Raw genomic sequence first — 17,498 nt, 5'->3', positions numbered from 1 at the left:
GTCAGACGCGGCGCCGGCGCGGGACGGTGATGTGGTAGCCGGAGTCCAGGAGGTACGGCAGGTACGTGCGCAGCGCCTGGACGCTCTGCGAGCGGTCGCCCCCGGCGTCGTGGGAGAGGACCACGACGCCGGGACCGGCGCCGCTCTCGACCCGGTCGACGACGGTGCGGGTGCCGGGGGTCGTCCAGTCGAGGCTGTCGACCGTCCAGGCCAGCGGCTCCATGCCCATCTCGGCCCCCAGCTGGAAGGCCGCGCGGTTCCAGGCACCGTAGGGGGCGCGGAACCACTGGGGAGGCTCGCCGTAGGCGTCCTCGATGACGTCGCTGGTGCGCTCCATCTCGTCCCGGATCTCCGCCCGCTTCAGCTGGGTGAGCTGCGGATGGGTCCAGGTGTGGTTGCCCACGATGTGCCCGGCGCCGGCCATCCGCGCCAGCAGTTCCTTGTGGGCGGCGGCCATCTCGCCGCACACGAAGAACATCGCGCGGACGTCGTACTTCGCCAGCGTGTCCAGGATGTGCGGGGTGTAGTGGGGGTCCGGTCCGTCGTCGAAGGTCAGCACCATGGACCGGCCGCGGACGGGGAACTCCATGATGGGTTCGCTGCGCACCGCGAGCCGTCCGGGGCGGGTGCGCGGCGGCGCGTCCCCGGTCAGCGGCTGGAGGCGGTAGGCGGACGGCTTGAGCGCGGCGCGCGCCTGCGGGCCGGCGGCGGGACCGGCACCGGCCCGTACGGGTTCCTCCCCGCCCGTCCCCGCGATGAACAGTCCGGCCGTCCCCGCGGCCCCCACGGCGGCGGCGCCGGCGAGGAGAGCCTGGCGGCGCGTGAGCAACTGGTCCTTCGTCATGACTCATCAGTCGCCCGGCCGCCGTCGGCGCACCACGACGACACCGGTGCGGCGGCACGAAAGCACTCGCCCGGACCAGCCGTGTCCGGCCGAACGCGGGACCCCCTGACCGCGGGCCCGGCACCGGACTCCGGCACCGGCGCGCCACACGGGTTCCGATAACCTCGCAGCCGTGACGGAACAGCACTCCCACCAGTTCGAGCGGGGCACGGACGGGCCGAAGGTCATCGTCGTCGGCGTGGACGGCTCCGAGTCCTCGTTCAGGGCCGCCGCCTACGCGGGCGGTCTCGCGCGGCGGCAGCACGCCCTGCTCGCGGTCGTGTACGTACAGCCGGTGATGGCCGCGGGCGCGGCCCTCGGGGTGCCGGTGTCGGAGACGACCGACGAGATCGCCGAGGACCTGGTCGCCCAGATCCGGGAGGCGGCGGAGCGCGTCAAGGGCATCTACGACGTCCGCTGGGAGTTCCACACCTTCCGCGGCGACCCCTTCAACGGCCTGGTGAAGGCGGCGGACGACCTCAAGGCCGACGCCGTGGTCGTCGGCGCCTCGGAGCAGGCCGGCCACCGCATCATCGGCTCGGTGGCGATCCGGCTGGTGAAGGCGGGGCGGTGGCCGGTGACGGTCGTTCCGTAGCCTCTCGGGGCTTCTGGGGCTCTCGGGGTCCTCGCCACAGCAGCGGCGGGGTCGCGAGCAGCAGGACGCCGGCTAGGGCGATGGCGGTGCGCGGGCCGGTGAGGGCGGCCAGCAGGCCCCACAGCGCGGTCAGGGCGGCGGTGGTGGCCTTGCCGGTGACCGACCAGGCGGACAGGGTGCGGACGACCCGGTCGTCCGGGGTGCACTCCAGGCGGCGGGTGGCGTACACCGGGCTGTAGACGGCCGAGCAGGTGATCACCCCGAGCTCCAGGACCATCACCAGCAGCAGTCCGGGCAGCCCGGGCCGGACGAAGGCCAGTCCGAGGGGCCAGACCGCGCGCAGGGTGGCCGCGGTGCGCAGCACCCGCCGCTGTCCGTGGCGGGCCACGAGTGGGCGGGCCAGCCGGGAGCCGAGGAGGCCGCCGAGGCAGGGCACGGCGAAGGCGAGGCCGTACTGCCAGGGGGTGAAGCCGAGCGGGCCGAGCATGAGGACGGCCAGCGGTGGGGCGGCGACCATGATCAGGGCGTTGGCCGCGAGGTTGTTGAAGAACAGCGGCCGCAGGTCCGGGCTGGAGAGGATGTGCCGCCAGCCGTCGAGCAGGTCGGCGGCCCGCAGGCGTTGCGCGTTCTTGCGCTCGGGGCGTGGCTCGCCGTCGCCGGCGGCCCGGATGCCGAGCGCCGACAGCAGAAAGCTGACCGCATTGGCCACCACCGTCGTGACCGGGCCGAACAGGCCGATCGCGGCGCCGCCGAGGGGCGGTCCGAGGACCAGGGCGGTCCAGTTCGCGGACTCGAACCGGGCGTTCGCGGTGAGCAGCCGGTCGGCCGGTACGAGGCTCTTCACGAACGCGCCGGAGGCCGCGTTGAAGGTGATGTCGGCGGCCGCGACGATCATGGAGACGAACAGCAGCTGACCGAGGCCGAGCCCGCCGAGCGCGTAGGCGGCGGGGATCGTCAGCAGCGCGGCGAACCTGACCAGGTCCATCCCCATCATCACCGGCCGCTTGCGCCGGAACTCCACCCACGGCCCGAGCGGCACCGCCAGTACGGCGCCCACGGCCGGCCCGGTCGCCGCGAGCAGCGCCACCTCGGCGGACCCGGCGTGCAGCGCCAGGACCGCGATCACCGAGAACGCGTCGAAGGCCAGATACGTGCCCAGCGCACTCACCGAGTACGCGGCCCACAGCCACCCGAACCGCCGTCCCATGTACGACCTCCCCGTTGCCCCGGGACATGAAAACGTCCAGGTGGCCGCCGGTGCAAACAACTTCCGGGGCCACCCGTCACAACCATGGGTTGTACGGTGACGACGTGGATCTCAAAGCCGTGCGCACTGTCGTCGCCGTGGCCGACTCGGGGCAGTTCCAGGAGGCGGCGGCGGTGCTCGCGGTCACCCAGCAGGCCGTCTCCAAGCGGATCGCCGCGCTGGAGAGGGAGCTCGGCGTGCGGCTGTTCACCCGGACCGCCCGGGGCGCCGCCCTGACCGTCGACGGCCAGGCCTTCCTGCCGCACGCCCGCGAGCTGCTGCTGGCCGAGGAACGGGCCGCCGCCTCCGTGCGGCCGGGGCGACGCGCCCTGCGGGTCGATGTGATCGGCTCACGGCTCGCCCCCGCCGAGCTGCTGCGCGGCTTCCACGAGGCGCACCCGGACATCGCCCTCGACGTCGTCACGCTCTTCGACGTGGACTCGGCGCTCACGGCCCTGCGCTCCGGCGCGATCGACGCGTCCTTCCGCGCCGTCACCATGCCCGGCCGGCCACTGCCCAGCGGTGTGGCCGCCGCCCGGGTGTACGACGAGCCGATCCAGCTGCTCACCGGCCCGGGGCACGCCCTGGCCGGCCTGCGCTCGGCCACGCCCGGGGAGCTGGCCGGGCACCGGATCTGGATGCCGGGGATCGTGGAGGGCACCGAGTGGGCCGCCTACTACGCGTCCCTCGCCGCCGAGTTCGGCCTCACCATCGACTCCGCGGGCCCCAACTTCACCGGGGCGGTGCTCGACGCGCTCGCCGGCTCCGCCGCGCCGGCCACCCTCGTCGGCGAGCGGACCCGTCTGACCTGGCCCGCCGAGCACGACCTCCGACGCATCCCGCTGCGCGACCCGACTCCCGTCTACCCGCACTCCCTGCTGTGGGCCGCCGCCGGCCCGCACCCCGGGCTGGCCGCGCTGCGCGCCCATCTGGCCGCCCGGCGGCCCGGCCGTCCGCGGGGCAGGGTCTGGACGCCGGCGTGGGCCGGTCCCGACGTATCCGTGCGCGGGGGGTTCACTCCCGCGCGCCACTGAGCCATCATGATCCAGCGTCAGCCGTTACGGTGGGCGAAGAGGTGAGGCGCATGGCCAGGCTCCGCGCGGGTGAAGGCATTCTCCGTCGCAAACCCATCGAACACATCGAGGAGACCGAGCTCGGTGAGGGGCCCCGTCTCGACAGATCGCTCGGCCTGTGGCAGCTCACCGCGATCGGCGTGGGCGGCATCATCGGCGCGGGCATCTTCACCCTGGCCGGCACGGTGGCCAACGGCACGGCGGGACCCGCGGTGGTGGTCTCCTTCCTGATCGCCGGTGTCGCCAGCGCCTGCGCCGCCCTGTCGTACGCCGAGTTCGCGGGGCTGATCCCGAAGGCGGGCTCCGCCTACACCTACGGTTACGCGGTGCTCGGCGAGTTCGCGGGCTGGTTCATCGGCTGGGACCTGCTGCTGGAGTACACCGCGATCGTGGCGGTGGTCGCGATCGGCATCTCCGGGTACTTCGGGTTCCTGGTGGAGGAGTTGGGCGCGCACCTGCCCGCCTGGATGCTGGGAGCGCCGGGCACCGGGTCCGGGCACCGGGTCGACCTGTTCGCCGCGATCCTGTGCCTGCTCATCGCCTGGCTGCTGACCCAGGGCATCCGCAGCGCGGCCCGCTTCGAGACGTTCGTGGTGGCGCTGAAGGTACTGGTGGTGCTGGTGGTGATCGGCGTCGGCGTGTTCCACATCAACTCCGCGAACTACCATCCGTTCTTCCCGTTCGGGATCAGCGGGGCGTTCACCGGCGCGGCGACCGTGTTCTTCGCGGTCTTCGGCTACGACGCGATGTCGACGGCGGCCGAGGAGTCGCGGGACGCCCAGCGGCACATGCCGAAGGCGATCATCTACTCGCTGGCGATCTCGATGGTCCTGTACGTCGCGGCCTGCCTGGTGCTGACCGGCATGCAGAACTACAAGGACATCGACCCGGAGAGCGGCTTCTCCTCGGCGTTCAAGTCGGTGGGGCTGCGCGGGCTCGCGGACGTGATCGCGGTGGGCGCGATCATCGGCATCCTCACGGTGATGTTCACCTTCATGCTGGGTGTCACCCGGGTCTGGTTCTCCATGTCCCGCGACGGGCTGCTGCCCCAGTGGTTCGCCAAGACGCACCCGACGCGGCACGTGCCGACCCGGGTCACGTGGATCGTCGGGGCGGCGTCGGCCCTGATCGCCGGGTTCGTCCCGATCGGGGAGGCGGCGGAGCTGACCAACATCGGCATCCTGCTGGCGTTCGTGGTGGTGTGCACCGCGGTCATCGTGCTGCGCTACCGGCAGCCGGACCTGCCGCGCGGCTTCCGCACCCCGTGGATGCCGTTCGTGCCGGCGCTGGGGGTCGTCTTCTCGATCTGGCTGATCACGTTCCTCGCGTGGCAGACGTGGGTGCGGTTCGCCGTGTGGTTCGTGGTGGGCTGCGTGATCTACTTCGGCTACTCGTACCGGCGGTCGGCGCTGGCGAGGCGTACTCCCGCCGAGGGATAGGGCGGGCCGGCGCTCGCGGTGTCACCGGGCCATCAGCAGGCCGTCCTTCGCCGCGCCGCGGGCGAGCACCGTGTCGCGGATCTCGTCGCGCACGCCGGCCAGGTCGGCGCCGCCGGCGATCGCCTGGCCGAGGTCGACCACCCGGCCGGCGTCGAGGTCGTACATCTGCGGGACGAACTCGGCGCGGGTGACCTCCCAGCGGCCGCCGGGACGGGCCGGCGGGGTGAAGGTGAAGCGGCCGAGGGTGGACTCGTTGCCGCTCCGGTTGCGGGCGCTCCTGTCGTCCGGCGGGACGCCGGTGATCTGGTCGCCCAGGCCGTAGGCCACCCAGGTGCCGTTGACCTTCTCATAGGCCTGCGGGACGTGGGCGCCGGTGCCGAGGACGAGGTCGATGTCCGGGCGGCGTCCCGTGCGCGCGGCGGTGAGCCGGTCGGCGAGGGTGAGCTGCCGCCGGTCGGGGGCGTCCTGTCCTTCGGTGCCCCAGTGCAGGGAGACGACGACCACGTCGGCGCCGGCCCGCCGGGCGGCGCGGGCGTCGGCGAGGACGCGGTCCTCGTCGATCAGGTTGGCGGCCCAGGGCTGTCCCGGGGGCGTCCGGACGCCGTCGGTGGCGTCCGTGTACGCGAGGTGCGCGACCTTCGCCGGGCCCGCGCGCAGGATCGTGAGGGTGCGCGCCTCGGCCTCGGTGCGTGCGGTCCCGGTATGGCGCAGGCCCGCCCTGTCCATGGCGTCCAGGGTGCGCCGGACGGCGGCGGGGCCGCCGTCGGGGGCCCGGCCGGCGGTGGAGCAACTGTCGTAACCGGTGGCGACGAGCGCCTCGGCCAGCTCCGGCGGGTACTCGGCGGCGGGACGTCCGCCGGTGCCGGGCTTCGCGGACTGCACGGTATCCAGGTGACACAGGGCCAGGTCGGCCGTGGAGACGGCGCCTTGGGAACCGGCCAGCATCGGGCGGAAGTCGTGCCCGGTGCCACGGGCGTCGAAGCCGGCCCGGTCGACGGCGGCGGCGTCCGGCAGGACGGCGCCGGAGGCGACCAGGGTGAAGCCGGGCCCGACGGCGGGCGGCGCCGGCCGTCCCGGCCGTGCCGACAGGCCCGGCGGGCCCGGCAGGCTCAGCTCGTGCCGCATCTGGGCCTGGCAGGCGGCGCCCCCGGCGAGGACTGCGGTCAGGGCCAGGGCCACCTGCCGCCTGAGTGCGATCATCAGCTCACCCCACGGTTATCGCATTTACTGATAAATAGGTACGAAACTTGATGGCATCGCAAACAGTCCCGGCGTCCTCATTGACCCGTCCGGTGTCATGAAGGCAGCGGAGCGGACCGTTCGTCGAACCGTTCGTCGACGCGATCGACCGTCCGTCGCAGATCCCCGTGCATCCCCTGTCCCCGGGCCGGGCCCTGCGGTGCCATACGGCCATGACGGCCGGAACCACCCTGCCCACCGGGACGACGACCGCCGAGCACGAGCTCGCCGCGCTCCAGCGCGAGCACGGCCGACCGCTCTTCGCGCTGCTGCTGAGGCTGTGCGACGGGGACCGGCAGCGCGCCGAGGATCTCGTGCAGGAGACGCTGGTACGCGCCTGGCAGCATCCAGAGGCGCTGCGCGCGGACGACTTCGACTCCGTACGGCCCTGGCTGCTGACCGTGGGCCGGCGGCTCGCCATCGACGCCCGCCGGGCCCGGCAGGCACGGCCGCCGGAGGTCGGCGACGCGGTGCTGGAGAACGCCCGGGTGATCGGCGACCACGCCGAGCGGGCGGCCGCGATGCTCGATGTGCGCGAGGCTGTGAAGACACTCACTCCGGAGCACCGTGAAGTCCTGGTGCTCGTGTACTTCCACGGGGCGAGTGTTGCGGAGGCCGCGGCAGCCCTGGGGATTCCACCCGGTACCGTGAAATCCCGCGCGTACTACGCGCTGCGCGCCCTGCGCCGGGTGCTTCCGGGTTACGCGGCCGACCTGCGATGAAACCTCCTCGGGGCAAAGCCTTCGCAAAGCGCCTTGCTGCGGACCCCGGTTGAGCAATCAGCTGTCTTCATCCGTGTTCCGGACTGGGGGTTCGGGCGACGCGCGCACGTTCCGCACGTACCGGAGGAAGGCAGGAAGGGATGCTGCACAGAGGCCAAGAGGGCACGCCCGGCGCCGGCGGCGGTGAACTGACCGTCCCGATGGCTTGGCTGTACGCCGAGTACATCGCCGACGAGCTGCTGCGGACCGGTGACCTGATGCCGCCGACGTCCTTCGAGTTCCGGGCCGGCCGGGACGCGCTGGCGCTGACCATCTTCCTGTCCGACACCGACGGCGAGCTCTCCGGCATCCGGGTCGTCTCCCAGCTGGAGACCTGGCTGTCGCTGACGGCGTACGACCAGCCGTGGCAGGACTGGGTGCGCGAGCGCATGGCGCAGCTCGCCGCCGAGACGGCCGGGGCGGACGCCCCCTCGCCGGACCTGGCGCTGGCCGTGGAGGCCTGGCGGTGGCTGGAGGAGACCGAGCTGCTCGCGCCCGATCTGGACGCGGTGCCGGGCGGCGGGCCGGTGATCGGGGAGGACGACGGACCGAAGGTCTGGACGCCCGCGTGGCAGCTCGGGCTGCCGCTCGGACACCTCGCCATCCACCTCTTCTGACTTTTTTCGAAGACGGACCAATCCGCGTGCCCGGCCGTTACGAATCCGTTGGTTACGATTCTGTACGCGCCTTGAGTGATTCCTCTGTCCGGTGCGTACGGGTGGGAGCAAGGAGTAACCCCACCCGCACCCATCGGCATGAGGATTCGGCATGAGGTCCCTGGAACGGCATCGCGACGTCGGCGCTTATGCGCTCGGCGTGCTCGACGAGGCGGAGGCTTTCCGCTTCGAGGACCACCTCATGGAGTGCCCCCAGTGCGCGGCACACGTGACCGAATTTGGGCCCGCCGCCCGGCAGTTGCTGCTGTACCGGCGGGCGACCCCGCGGTTCGTGCATCCCATGGCGCAGCCCGGACCCCGGATGCTGGACGGCCTGCTGGCCGCGGTGTCCACCCGGCGGCGGGCCGGCCGCCGGCGCTTCCTGTACGGTCTGGCCGCCTCGGTGGTGTTCGCCGTGGCCGGTCCCTCAATCGCCATGTACGCGGGCCACGCGAGCGGCACCGACGGCGCCACGGCGCAGGTCATGGCGGCGACCGACGCGCACTCGCAGGTGTGGGCCCAGGTCACGGTCAAGGACGAGGAGCACGGCAGCGACGTGCAGCTGAAGATCAAGGACGGCGTCGGCTCCCGCTCCTGCCGCCTCGTCGCCGTCGGCCGCGACGGCTCGGAGCAGGTCATCACCAGCTGGGCCCAGGCCGGCCACGGCGCCGCCATGGCCACCGTCGAGGGCGGCTCCTCGATGCACACGGGCGAGGTCGCCACCTACGAGGTGCGCACCGCCGCGGGCGAGAAGCTGCTGACGCTGGACGCCGGGTAGGGCCTGTGCGGGCGGCTACTTCAGCAGCCGTGACATCCTGCGGTCCGCGAGTGGCTTGCCGCCCGTCTGGCAGGTGGGGCAGTACTGGAGCGAGGAGTCGCTGAAGGAGACCTCGCGGATGGTGTCACCGCAGACCGGGCAGGGCTCCCCGGTGCGGCCGTGCACCCTCAGGCCGCTCTTCTTCTCCGCCTTCAGCCGGCCGGCGGCCAGACCCCGGGAGCGTTCGACGGCCTCGGTGAGGGTGGTGCGCAGGGCCGTGTGCAGGGTGCGCACCTCGTCCGGGGTCAGGGAGGCGGCGAGCTTGAACGGGGACATGCGCGCCGCGTGCAGGATCTCGTCGCTGTAGGCGTTGCCGACGCCCGCGATGAGGCTCTGGTCGCGCAGGGCGCCCTTCAGCTGTCGCCGTTCGTCCTTCAGCAGGGCGGCGAGTCGGCCGGCGTCGAAGTCGTCGGCGAGCGGGTCCGGGCCGAGGCGGGCGATGCCCGGGACCTCCCGCGGATCGTGCACGACGTACACCGCGAGGCGCTTCTGCGTGCCGGCCTCGGTGAGGTCGAAGCCCGCGCCGGTCTCCAGGGCCACGCGCAGGGCGAGGGGGCCCTTGCCGGGGCGGGGCGGGCCGTCGGGGAGCCGGTCCTTCCACTGGAGCCAGCCGGCGCGGGCCAGGTGGGTGACCAGGCGGGGGCCGCCGTCCGTCGCGATGTCGAGGAACTTGCCGTGCCGCCGCACGGCGGTGACCTCGTGGCCCTCGAGAGCGGTGAGCGGCGGCTCGTACGTCTTCAGGACACTGATCGCCACGGGCAGCACCCGCACCACCTCGTGGCCGACCAGGTGCTCGGCCAGGAAGTCCTTGAGCGCCTCGACCTCGGGCAGTTCCGGCATACGTCCAGAGTGCCATCCGGAACCCGCAGGGTCAGCTCCGCTCCGGGACCGTGAACTCGCACCACACGCATTTGCCGCCGCCCCGGGCCTCGACGCCCCACGCGTCGGCGAGGCGGTCGACCAGGAGCAGGCCGCGGCCGGATACCCCTGACTCGCCCGCGTCGCGGCGGCGGGGCAGCGCGCTGGAGGAGTCCTCGACCTCGACGCGCAGCCGGCGGTCGATGCCGCTGAGGACCCGCAGGGTGACGATCGCGGAGCCCTCGGTGTGCATCAGGGCGTTGGTGATCAGTTCGTCGGCGACCAGTTCGATCTCGTCGGCGCGTTCGCCGATGCCCCAGGCGCGGACCGCGGCGCGGATCATGTGCCGGGCGAGCCGGAGGGCCTCGGGGTCACCGGGGGCCACGTGCTGCTGGAGCCGGCCGCCGGTGCGCGGGAGGTCCCGGCCGCGGCGGCGCAGCAGGAGCAGGGCCACGTCGTCGTCGCCGCCGCGTTCCTCGGCCACGTCGATGAGCCGGTCGGCGAGGTCGCGCACGTCGTCCGGCCCCGACTCGATGAGCGCGGTCAGGGTCCGCAGGCCGTCGTCGAGGTCGGCGCCGGGCTGTTCGACGAGTCCGTCGGTGCACAGCAGCAGGGTCTGGCCGGGGTCGAGCTCCACGGTGGACACCGGGTACTCCAGGCGGCCGAACTCGGCGGACAGGCCGAGCGGCAGGCCGCCGTCGACGGACACCCGGCGGCAGGAACCGTCGGTGTGCCGGATCAGCGGGTCGATGTGGCCGGCCCGGACCACCTGGACCACGCCGGTGGCGAGGTCGGCCTCCGCGTACAGGCAGGTGGCGAACCGGTCGGTGTCGAGTTCGTGCAGGAAGACGGAGGCGCGGGCCATCACGGTGGCCGGGGTGTGCCCCTCGGCGGCGTACGCGCGCAGCACGATGCGCAGCTGGCCCATGACGGCCGCCGCGTGCGTGTCATGGCCCTGGACGTCACCGATGACCGCGCCGACCCGGCCGCCGGGCAGCGGGATGAGGTCGTACCAGTCGCCGCCGATGTCCCGGCCGAGCGACGCCGAGCGGTAGCGGACCGCCACGTCCGCCCCGGCCACGCTGGGAATCGTGCGGGGCAGCATCGCCTGCTGGAGGCCCTGGGCGAGGTCCTTCTCCTCCTCGTACAGCATGGCCCGCTGGAGGCTCTGGGCGATGCTGCTGCCGAGCGCCACCAGCACGGTGCGCTCCTCGTCGGAGAAGCCGCGCCGGTCGCCGTAGAGCAGGCCCATCGCGCCGATCGGGCGGGCCTGCGCGATCAGGGGCAGATAGGCGGCGGAGGTGATCTTCAGGTCGGTGATGTGCGGCCACAGGATCGGGTAGCCGTCGGCGAACTCCTCCGGGGACTCGATGAAGCGCGGGACGAGGGTCCGTACGACCTCGCTCATGGGGTAGGGCTCGTCGATCCGGGTGATGCCGGTACCGGGCACGATGCCGGCCTCCGGCCCCTCGGCGACCATCCGGATCCGGCCGGCCTCCACCAGGCCCATGACCAGGCTGGTCGCGCCGAGGTGGCGCACGCCGTGGGTGTCCTTGAGGACGTCGATGACGTCCTGGACGCTGCGGGCGTGCGAGAGCGCCGCGGTGATCACCTGCACGACGCCGGTCTGCCGCCGCACCGCCGCGTCCTGGGCGGCGCGCAGACTGCGGGCCTCGCTCTCCGCCAGCTCCTGGGTGGCGTCCCGGACGATGCCGATCACCCGGCGCGGGCGGCCGGTCTCGTCGCGCCGGATGTAGCCCTGGGTGTGTGTCCAGCGCCGGCTGCCGTCGCGGCAGCGCAGGCGGAAGTAGGCGCCGTAGTTCTCGCTGCCGTCCTTGATGGCCTGGGCCACCACGGCGTCCAGTTGGCCGGCCTCCGGCGGGGGCACCCGGCTGGCGAGGGTCTCCGGACGGCCGTCGTACTCCTCGGGGAGGATGTCGAAGACCTCGTGCGCCTGGGCGTCCATGTGGAACAGACCGGTGTCCAGGTCCCAGTCGAAGGTGCCCATGTGGTTGAGCGCCAGGATCGGATCCGGATGGGCGGTCCAGTCGTCCGGGAGTGACAGGGCGCTCGCGCCCCGGTGAGCCATGGAGCCACCTTGCCAGGATTCGGCCGATTCTTCGAGTGGGGCGACGGCTGGGATCGGTCGCCGTGTGCCGCCGGAGACGGCCCGCGGCCCGCCCGGCGGGACTCGTCCGGGTTACGCAACCGCGAGCGCGCGGTACCCGGAGTGACGGGCACCTCCGGCGTCCGCCGTGGAGGGAGGAGGGCACGGCCGTGAACTGGTTCACCGCACCCGAGTACTGGCTGAGCCGGCTGGTCTTCCAGCGGGCGCTGGCCGCCGTGTACCTCGTCGCGTTCCTCGGCGCGGCCCTTCAGTTCCGGGCCCTGCTGGGCGAACGCGGCATGCTGCCGATCCCCCGGTTCGTCGAGCGGGTGCCGTTCCGGCGCGCCCCGAGCCTGTTCCATCTGCGCTACTCGGACCGTCTCTTCGCGGTCTGCGCCTGGACGGGCTGTGCCGTCTCGGCGGCGCTGCTCGCCAGCCTCGACTCCCAACTGCCGCTGTGGGGCGGCATGCTGCTGTGGCTGGTGCCGTGGGCGCTGTACCTGTCCATCGTCAACGTGGGCCAGACCTGGTACGCGTTCGGCTGGGAGTCGCTGCTGCTGGAGGTCGGCTTCCTGGCCGTCCTCCTCGGCAACGACGAGGTCGCCCCGCCGGTCGTGGTGCTGTTCCTGCTGCGCTGGGTGCTGTTCCGGGTGGAGTTCGGCGCCGGTCTGATCAAGATGCGCGGGGACGCCTGCTGGCGGAAGCTGACCTGTCTGGACTACCACCACGAGACCCAGCCGATGCCGGGCCCGCTGAGCTGGTTCTTCCACCATCTGCCCAGGCCCCTGCACCGGGTGGAGACGGCCGCCAACCACTTCACCCAACTGGTGGTGCCGGTGCTGCTGTTCGCCCCGCAGCCGGTGTCCACGGCCGCCGCCGCCCTGATGATCGTCACCCAGCTGTGGCTCGTGCTGTCCGGCAACTTCGCGTGGCTGAACTGGATCACCATCGTGGTGGCCCTGTCGGCGGTCCGGTTCCCCACGCGTCCGCCGTCCGTGCCCGCGGCGCCGCTGTGGTACGAGGTCGTGGTCCTCGCCGTCGCCGCGCTGCTGGTGGTCCTCAGCTACCGCCCGGCGGTGAACATGGTCTCGCGCAGCCAGGTGATGAACCGTTCCTTCGACCCGCTGCACCTGGTGAACACCTACGGCGCGTTCGGCAGCGTCAGCCGGATCCGCTACGAGGTGGTCGTGGAGGGCACGCTCGACGCCGTACCGCGGGAGGACTCGGGCTGGCGGGAGTACGAGTTCAAGGGCAAGCCGGGCGATCCCGGACACTGGCCGCGCCAGTTCGCGCCCTACCACCTGCGCCTCGACTGGCTGATGTGGTTCGCCGCGCTGTCGCCCGGATACGCGGGGGCGTGGTTCGGCGGTCTGGTGGAGCGGCTGCTGGAGAACGACCCCGACACCCTCAGGCTGCTGCGCCGCTCCCCCTTCCCGCCCGACGAGCCCCCGCGCCACGTCCGCGCCCGTCTCTTCCGCTACCGCTACACCACCTGGCGGGAGCTGCGGGAGACGGGCACGTGCTGGGAGCGGACGTTTGTGCGGGAGTACCTGCCGCCGACGCGGCTGGCGGGGGTGGCTCAGAGGTCATAGACCCGGGTGGCGGTGGTGCCGAGGACCGCGGAGCGTTCGGAGGCGCTCAGGCCGGCCGTCACCTCCCCCACCACGGCGAGCGCCTCCTCGTAGGTCGCGGCCAGGGTGCACACGGGCCAGTCGGAGCCGGCCATCAGCCGGTCGGGGCCGAAGGCGGACAGGGCGACGTCCGTGTACGGGCGCAGGCCCGCGGCGGTCCGGGAGGCGGGGCCGGCCTCGGTGAGCAGGCCGGAGAGTTTGGCGACGGTGTTGGGGAGCGCGGCGAGCGACCGGAGGGCCGACGCCCAGGGCTCGCGGGCGCCGGAGGCGATGGGCGGCTTGCCGAGGTGGTCCAGCACGAAGGTGAGGCCGGGGAGCGACGCGGCCGCCTCGACGCAGGCCGGGAGCTGGTGGGGCAGGACGATCAGGTCGTAGGCGAGGCCCGCCTCGGCGACGGCGGCCAGGCCGCGGCGCACGTCCGGGCGCAGCAGCCACCGCGGGTCGGGCTCGGACTGGACCTGGTGGCGGATGCCCTTGAGGTACCGGCCGCCGGGCAGCTCGCGCAGGCGGGCCAGTTCCCCGGCCACGTCGGGGCGGGTGAGGTCGGTCCAGCCGACGACGCCCGCGATCAGGTCGTGCTCCTCGGCCAGGGCCAGGAACTCCGGGGTCTCCTCCGCGACGGTGACCGTCTGCACCAGGACGGTGCGCTCGACGCCCGCCGCGCGGGCCAGGGGTTCGAGGTCCGGCACACGGAAGTCGCGGCGCAGCGCCCCAAGGGCCGGGCCGGTGATCCACTCCTGGTCGCGGACCGACAGGTCCCACACGTGGTGGTGGGCGTCCACCGTCATGGCAGCTCCCACACGACGGGCAGGCCGGCGTCCGCGCCCGCCCCCGAGTAGTCGTGCACGACGTCCAGCAGCTCGGCCATCCGGGCCTGCCAGGCCACGTTGACCGGCAGCTTCTCCAGTTCGGCGAGCAGGCGCGGGTAGTCCTCGCACTCCAGGACGTGGAAGAGGTCGGTGCCGCTGCGCCAGATCGTCCAGGAGGTGGCACCGGCGGCGCGGATCGCGTCGGTCAGCTCGACGGGGACCTCGCGGTGGGCGGCCTCGTACGCGTCTACGCGGTCGGCGCGGACCTTGGTGTGCAGGGCGACCCTCATGACGGCTCCTCGGCGGGCAGCAGACCGGTGTCCCGCAGTTCCCGCCAGAAGGCGGCCGGGACCTGTGCCTCGAACTGCTCCGCGCAGTCCCGCGCCTCGTCCGCCGAGCGGACCCCGACCAGGACGCTCGCCACGGCCGGGTGCGCGGCGCAGAAGGCGAGCGCGGCGGCCCGCAGGGTGGTGCCGTGCCGGGCGGCGGCCTCGTTCATGCGCAGGGCACGGTCCAGCACCTCGGCCGGGGCCCGGGTGTAGTCGTACGTCGCCGTGGGCTTCGGGTCCGCCAGCAGGCCGGAGTTGAAGGCGCCGCCGACGACGACCGAGACGCCCCGCTCGACGGCGGCGGGCAGCAGCTCGGCCGCCGCGCCCTGGTCGAGGAGTGTGTACCGGCCCGCGCACAGCACCACGTCGACGTCCGTCTCGCGGACGAAGCGGGTGAGCATCTCCGCCTGGTTCATGCCGGCGCCGATCGCGCCGACCACGCCCTCGGCACGGAGCTTCTCCAGGGCGGGGTAGCCCTCGCGGAAGGCCTGCTCGGCGTGGTCGTCGGGGTCGTGGAGGTAGACGACGTCCACGCGGTCCAGGCCGAGGCGTTCCAGGCTGGCCTCGAGGCTGCGCCGTACGCCGTCCGCGCTGAAGTCCCAGACGCGGCGGTGGGTGGCGGGGACGGCGAAGCCGTGTCCGAGGTCGTCGCCGCCCGCGTCGGACGGCTCCAGGCGGCGGCCCACCTTCGTGGAGACCGTGCAGTCGGCGCGGGGGAAGTCCCTCAGGGCCGCGCCGAGGCGGCGTTCGGACAGGCCGAGGCCGTAGTGCGGGGCGGTGTCGAAGTAGCGGATGCCGTGCCGCCAGGCCGTGTGCACCGTGTCGTACGCCTGCTCCTCGCCGATCGCGCTGAACAGGTTGCTGATCCCGGCGGCGCCGAAGCCCAGCGGGCTGACCCGCACGTCGCTGCGGCCGAGTGTCCTCACTGGCCCACCGGCCTCAGGCGCAGGCCCTGCATGCCGCCGTCGACGGCGAGGGCGGTGCCGGTGGTGGCGGCGGACAGGGGGCTCGCCAGGTAGGCGATGGCGCCCGCGACCTCATCGGCCGAGACCAGGCGGCCGGTGGGCTGGCGGGCCTCCAGGGCGGCGCGTTCGGCGGCCGGGTCGGGGGCGGAGTCGAGCAGGCGGCCGATCCACGGGGTGTCCGCCGTGCCCGGGTTGACGCAGTTGACGCGGATGCCCTCGCGGACGTGGTCGGCGGCCATCGCGAGGGTGAGCGACTGCACGGCGCCCTTGGTCGCGCTGTACAGGGCGCGCCGCGGCAGGCCGGCGGTGGCCGCGATGGAGCAGGTGTTGACGATCGCCGCGTGCCGGGAGCGGCGCAGGTACGGGAGGGCGGCGCGGGCGGTGCGGACCATGCCGAGGACGTTGACGTCGAAGACGCGGCGCCACTCCTCGTCGTCGTTGTCCTCGACGGTGCCCTGGGCGCCGACACCGGCGTTGTTGACCAGGATGTCCAGTCCCCCGAGGTCCTCGGCCGCCCGGTCCACGGCGGCGCGTACGGAGGCGTCGTCGGTGACGTCGGCGCGGAAGGCGAGCAGCGGCTTGTCGACGGAGGAGGGGTCCAGGTCGAGCACCGCCACCAGGGCGCCGCGCCCGGCGAGGAGTTCGGCCGTGGCCCGGCCGATGCCGGAGGCGCCGCCGGTCACCAGGGCCTTCAGGCCCTCGAAGTCGCTCATGCCGCCTTGCCTTTCCGTGTCTCGGGGTCGGCGGCCCAGAAGGTGCCGCCGGGGAACGTGTACCGCGCGATGGACTCGGGCCGCAGGGCGGCGGAGAAGCCCGGCGCGGTGGGTGCCGTGTAGTGGCCCTGGCGGATCACCACCGGGGCGAGGAAGTGTTCGTGCAGATGGTCGACGTACTCGATGACCCGGTCGTCGGTGGTGCCGGAGACGGCCAGGTAGTCGAACATCGACAGGTGCTGGACGAGTTCGCACAGGCCCACGCCGCCCGCGTGCGGGCAGACGGGGACGCCGAACTTGGCGGCGAGCAGCAGGATCGCCAGGTTCTCGTTGACCCCCGCGACCCGGGCCGCGTCGATCTGCACGATGTCGAGGGCGCCGGCCTGGAGCAGCTGCTTGAAGACGATCCGGTTCTGCACGTGCTCGCCGGTGGCGACCTTGACCGGGGCCACGGCGGCGCGGATCGCCGCGTGGCCGAGCACGTCGTCGGGGCTGGTGGGCTCCTCGATCCAGTACGGGTCGAAGTCGGCGAGTGCCTTGGTCCAGCGGATCGCCTCCTCGACGTCCCAGCGCTGGTTGGCGTCGATCGCCAGGCGGACGCCGGGGCCGACGACGGAGCGGGCGACCCGGCAGCGGCGTACGTCGTCGTCGAGGTCGGCGCCGACCTTCAGCTTGATCTGGGTGAAGCCGTCGGCGACCGCCTGGGCGGCGAGCCGGGTGAGCTTGTCGTCGTCGTAGCCGAGCCAGCCGGCGGAGGTGGTGTAGCCGGGGTAGCCGCGCTCCAGGAGGCGGGCCCGGCGCCCGGCCGCGCCCTCCCGGCCCCGGCGCAGGAGGTCCAGGGCCTCCTCGGGGGTGAGGGCGTCGGTGAGGTACCGGAAGTCGATCTGCCGTACGAGCCACTCGGGTTCGGCGTCGGCGAGCAGCTGCCACAGCGGTTTGGCGGCGCGTTTGGCGGCGAGGTCCCAGACGGCGTTGACCACGGCGCCGATCGCCATGTGCATCACGCCCTTCTCGGGGCCGAGCCAGCGCAGCTGGCTGTCGCCGATCAGGTCCCGGAAGAGCGATCCGGGGTCGGCGCACATCTCCTCGACGGGGCGGCCGAGCACGTGGTCCCGCAGCGCGTCGATCGCGGCGACCTGGACATCGTTGCCCCGCCCGATGGTGAAGGTGAACCCGTGTCCCTCGTGCCCGTCGGCCGCGTCGGTGCGCAGCACCACATAGGCCGCCGAGTAGTCGGGGTCGGGGTTCATCGCGTCGGAGCCGTCCAGCTCGCGCGAGGTGGGGAAGCGGATGTCGTAGGTGTCGACCGCGGTGACACGGGCGGGGGTCGGGGACACTGAAGGCCTTTCCGTCAGGGGTGAGGTGGGCCGGGGGGAG

At 73.2% G+C, this 17,498-nt stretch carries 17 protein-coding genes; 7 read left to right on the top strand and 10 right to left on the bottom strand.

Annotation, left to right across the window (positions count from 1 at the left end):
- Window position 1: 1 nt before the first annotated feature.
- Complete coding sequence (locus ABZ915_RS26525; protein ID WP_361808027.1) at window positions 2-844, bottom strand: polysaccharide deacetylase family protein; 843 nt, start codon at window positions 842-844, stop codon at window positions 2-4.
- 172 nt (window positions 845-1,016) lie between these two features.
- On the opposite strand from ABZ915_RS26525, the gene ABZ915_RS26520 reads away from it, so the two are divergent.
- Window positions 1,017-1,478, top strand: coding sequence for a universal stress protein (locus tag ABZ915_RS26520; RefSeq protein ID WP_361808024.1), 462 nt, complete (start codon window positions 1,017-1,019; stop codon window positions 1,476-1,478).
- Here the strand turns inward: ABZ915_RS26520 and ABZ915_RS26515 are convergent.
- Window positions 1,414-2,685, bottom strand: a complete 1,272-nt coding sequence (locus ABZ915_RS26515) for an MFS transporter (RefSeq protein ID WP_361808021.1) — start codon at window positions 2,683-2,685, stop codon at window positions 1,414-1,416. The genes ABZ915_RS26520 and ABZ915_RS26515 overlap by 65 nt on opposite strands.
- A gap of 104 nt (window positions 2,686-2,789) precedes the next feature.
- Between ABZ915_RS26515 and ABZ915_RS26510 the strand changes: the two genes are divergently transcribed.
- The gene (locus ABZ915_RS26510; RefSeq protein WP_361808018.1) at window positions 2,790-3,758 is read left to right on the top strand and encodes a LysR family transcriptional regulator; all 969 of its coding nucleotides are present in this window, start codon (window positions 2,790-2,792) and stop codon (window positions 3,756-3,758) included.
- 50 nt (window positions 3,759-3,808) lie between these two features.
- A complete protein-coding gene (locus ABZ915_RS26505) occupies window positions 3,809-5,236 on the top strand; it encodes an amino acid permease (RefSeq protein WP_361808015.1) in 1,428 nt (475 codons plus the stop codon).
- Between the two features lie 21 nt (window positions 5,237-5,257).
- On the opposite strand, the gene ABZ915_RS26500 is transcribed toward ABZ915_RS26505, so the two are convergent.
- Entirely contained in the window at window positions 5,258-6,436 is a 1,179-nt protein-coding gene (locus ABZ915_RS26500; protein WP_361808012.1) for a CapA family protein, read from the bottom strand.
- 212 nt (window positions 6,437-6,648) lie between these two features.
- Between ABZ915_RS26500 and ABZ915_RS26495 the strand changes: the two genes are divergently transcribed.
- From ABZ915_RS26495 to ABZ915_RS26485, 3 genes are all read left to right on the top strand, one after another.
- The gene (locus ABZ915_RS26495) at window positions 6,649-7,197 is read left to right on the top strand and encodes a sigma-70 family RNA polymerase sigma factor (protein ID WP_361808009.1); all 549 of its coding nucleotides are present in this window, start codon (window positions 6,649-6,651) and stop codon (window positions 7,195-7,197) included.
- Between the two features lie 140 nt (window positions 7,198-7,337).
- On the top strand, window positions 7,338-7,853 hold the full coding sequence (locus tag ABZ915_RS26490) for a hypothetical protein (RefSeq protein WP_361808006.1): 516 nt from the start codon (window positions 7,338-7,340) through the stop codon (window positions 7,851-7,853).
- A 151-nt stretch (window positions 7,854-8,004) separates the two neighbouring features.
- Window positions 8,005-8,670 (top strand): zf-HC2 domain-containing protein, encoded by a 666-nt coding sequence (locus ABZ915_RS26485; protein ID WP_361808004.1) that lies wholly within the window; start codon window positions 8,005-8,007, stop codon window positions 8,668-8,670.
- Window positions 8,671-8,685: 15 nt separating this feature from the next.
- Here the strand turns inward: ABZ915_RS26485 and ABZ915_RS26480 are convergent, their stop codons facing one another.
- Window positions 8,686-9,549, bottom strand: a complete 864-nt coding sequence (locus ABZ915_RS26480) for a DNA-formamidopyrimidine glycosylase family protein (RefSeq protein WP_361808001.1) — start codon at window positions 9,547-9,549, stop codon at window positions 8,686-8,688.
- Between the two features lie 31 nt (window positions 9,550-9,580).
- Window positions 9,581-11,656, bottom strand: coding sequence for a SpoIIE family protein phosphatase (locus ABZ915_RS26475; protein ID WP_361807998.1), 2,076 nt, complete (start codon window positions 11,654-11,656; stop codon window positions 9,581-9,583).
- Window positions 11,657-11,844: 188 nt separating this feature from the next.
- On the opposite strand from ABZ915_RS26475, the gene ABZ915_RS26470 reads away from it, so the two are divergent.
- The gene (locus tag ABZ915_RS26470; RefSeq protein ID WP_361807995.1) at window positions 11,845-13,266 is read left to right on the top strand and encodes a lipase maturation factor family protein; all 1,422 of its coding nucleotides are present in this window, start codon (window positions 11,845-11,847) and stop codon (window positions 13,264-13,266) included.
- Here ABZ915_RS26470 and ABZ915_RS26465 read toward each other — a convergent pair.
- From ABZ915_RS26465 to ABZ915_RS26445, 5 genes are read right to left on the bottom strand one after another with little or no spacing between them, the layout of a single operon-like run.
- A complete protein-coding gene (locus ABZ915_RS26465; RefSeq protein ID WP_361807992.1) occupies window positions 13,254-14,093 on the bottom strand; it encodes an amidohydrolase family protein in 840 nt (279 codons plus the stop codon). The two genes, ABZ915_RS26470 and ABZ915_RS26465, sit on opposite strands and share 13 nt — an antisense overlap.
- Window positions 14,090-14,404 carry an L-rhamnose mutarotase gene (locus ABZ915_RS26460; protein ID WP_361807989.1) on the bottom strand — a complete coding sequence of 105 codons (315 nt, stop codon included), beginning with the start codon at window positions 14,402-14,404 and terminating at the stop codon, window positions 14,090-14,092. The genes ABZ915_RS26465 and ABZ915_RS26460 overlap by 4 nt, the downstream gene beginning before the upstream one ends.
- Window positions 14,401-15,369 (bottom strand): aldo/keto reductase, encoded by a 969-nt coding sequence (locus ABZ915_RS26455; RefSeq protein WP_361807986.1) that lies wholly within the window; start codon window positions 15,367-15,369, stop codon window positions 14,401-14,403. Before ABZ915_RS26455 ends, ABZ915_RS26460 begins: the two co-directional genes overlap by 4 nt.
- A complete protein-coding gene (locus ABZ915_RS26450) occupies window positions 15,366-16,121 on the bottom strand; it encodes an SDR family oxidoreductase (RefSeq protein WP_361807983.1) in 756 nt (251 codons plus the stop codon). Before ABZ915_RS26450 ends, ABZ915_RS26455 begins: the two co-directional genes overlap by 4 nt.
- A complete protein-coding gene (locus ABZ915_RS26445) occupies window positions 16,118-17,458 on the bottom strand; it encodes an L-fuconate dehydratase (protein WP_361807980.1) in 1,341 nt (446 codons plus the stop codon). Before ABZ915_RS26445 ends, ABZ915_RS26450 begins: the two co-directional genes overlap by 4 nt.
- Between the last annotated feature and the right edge of the window lie 40 nt (window positions 17,459-17,498).

The sequence above is a fragment of the Streptomyces sp. NPDC046915 genome, assembly GCF_040644935.1.
Taxonomy (GTDB): Bacteria; Actinomycetota; Actinomycetes; order Streptomycetales; family Streptomycetaceae; genus Streptomyces.
Note: the sequence above shows the minus strand (reverse complement) of the source record. Positions and strands in the feature narration are given on the sequence as shown.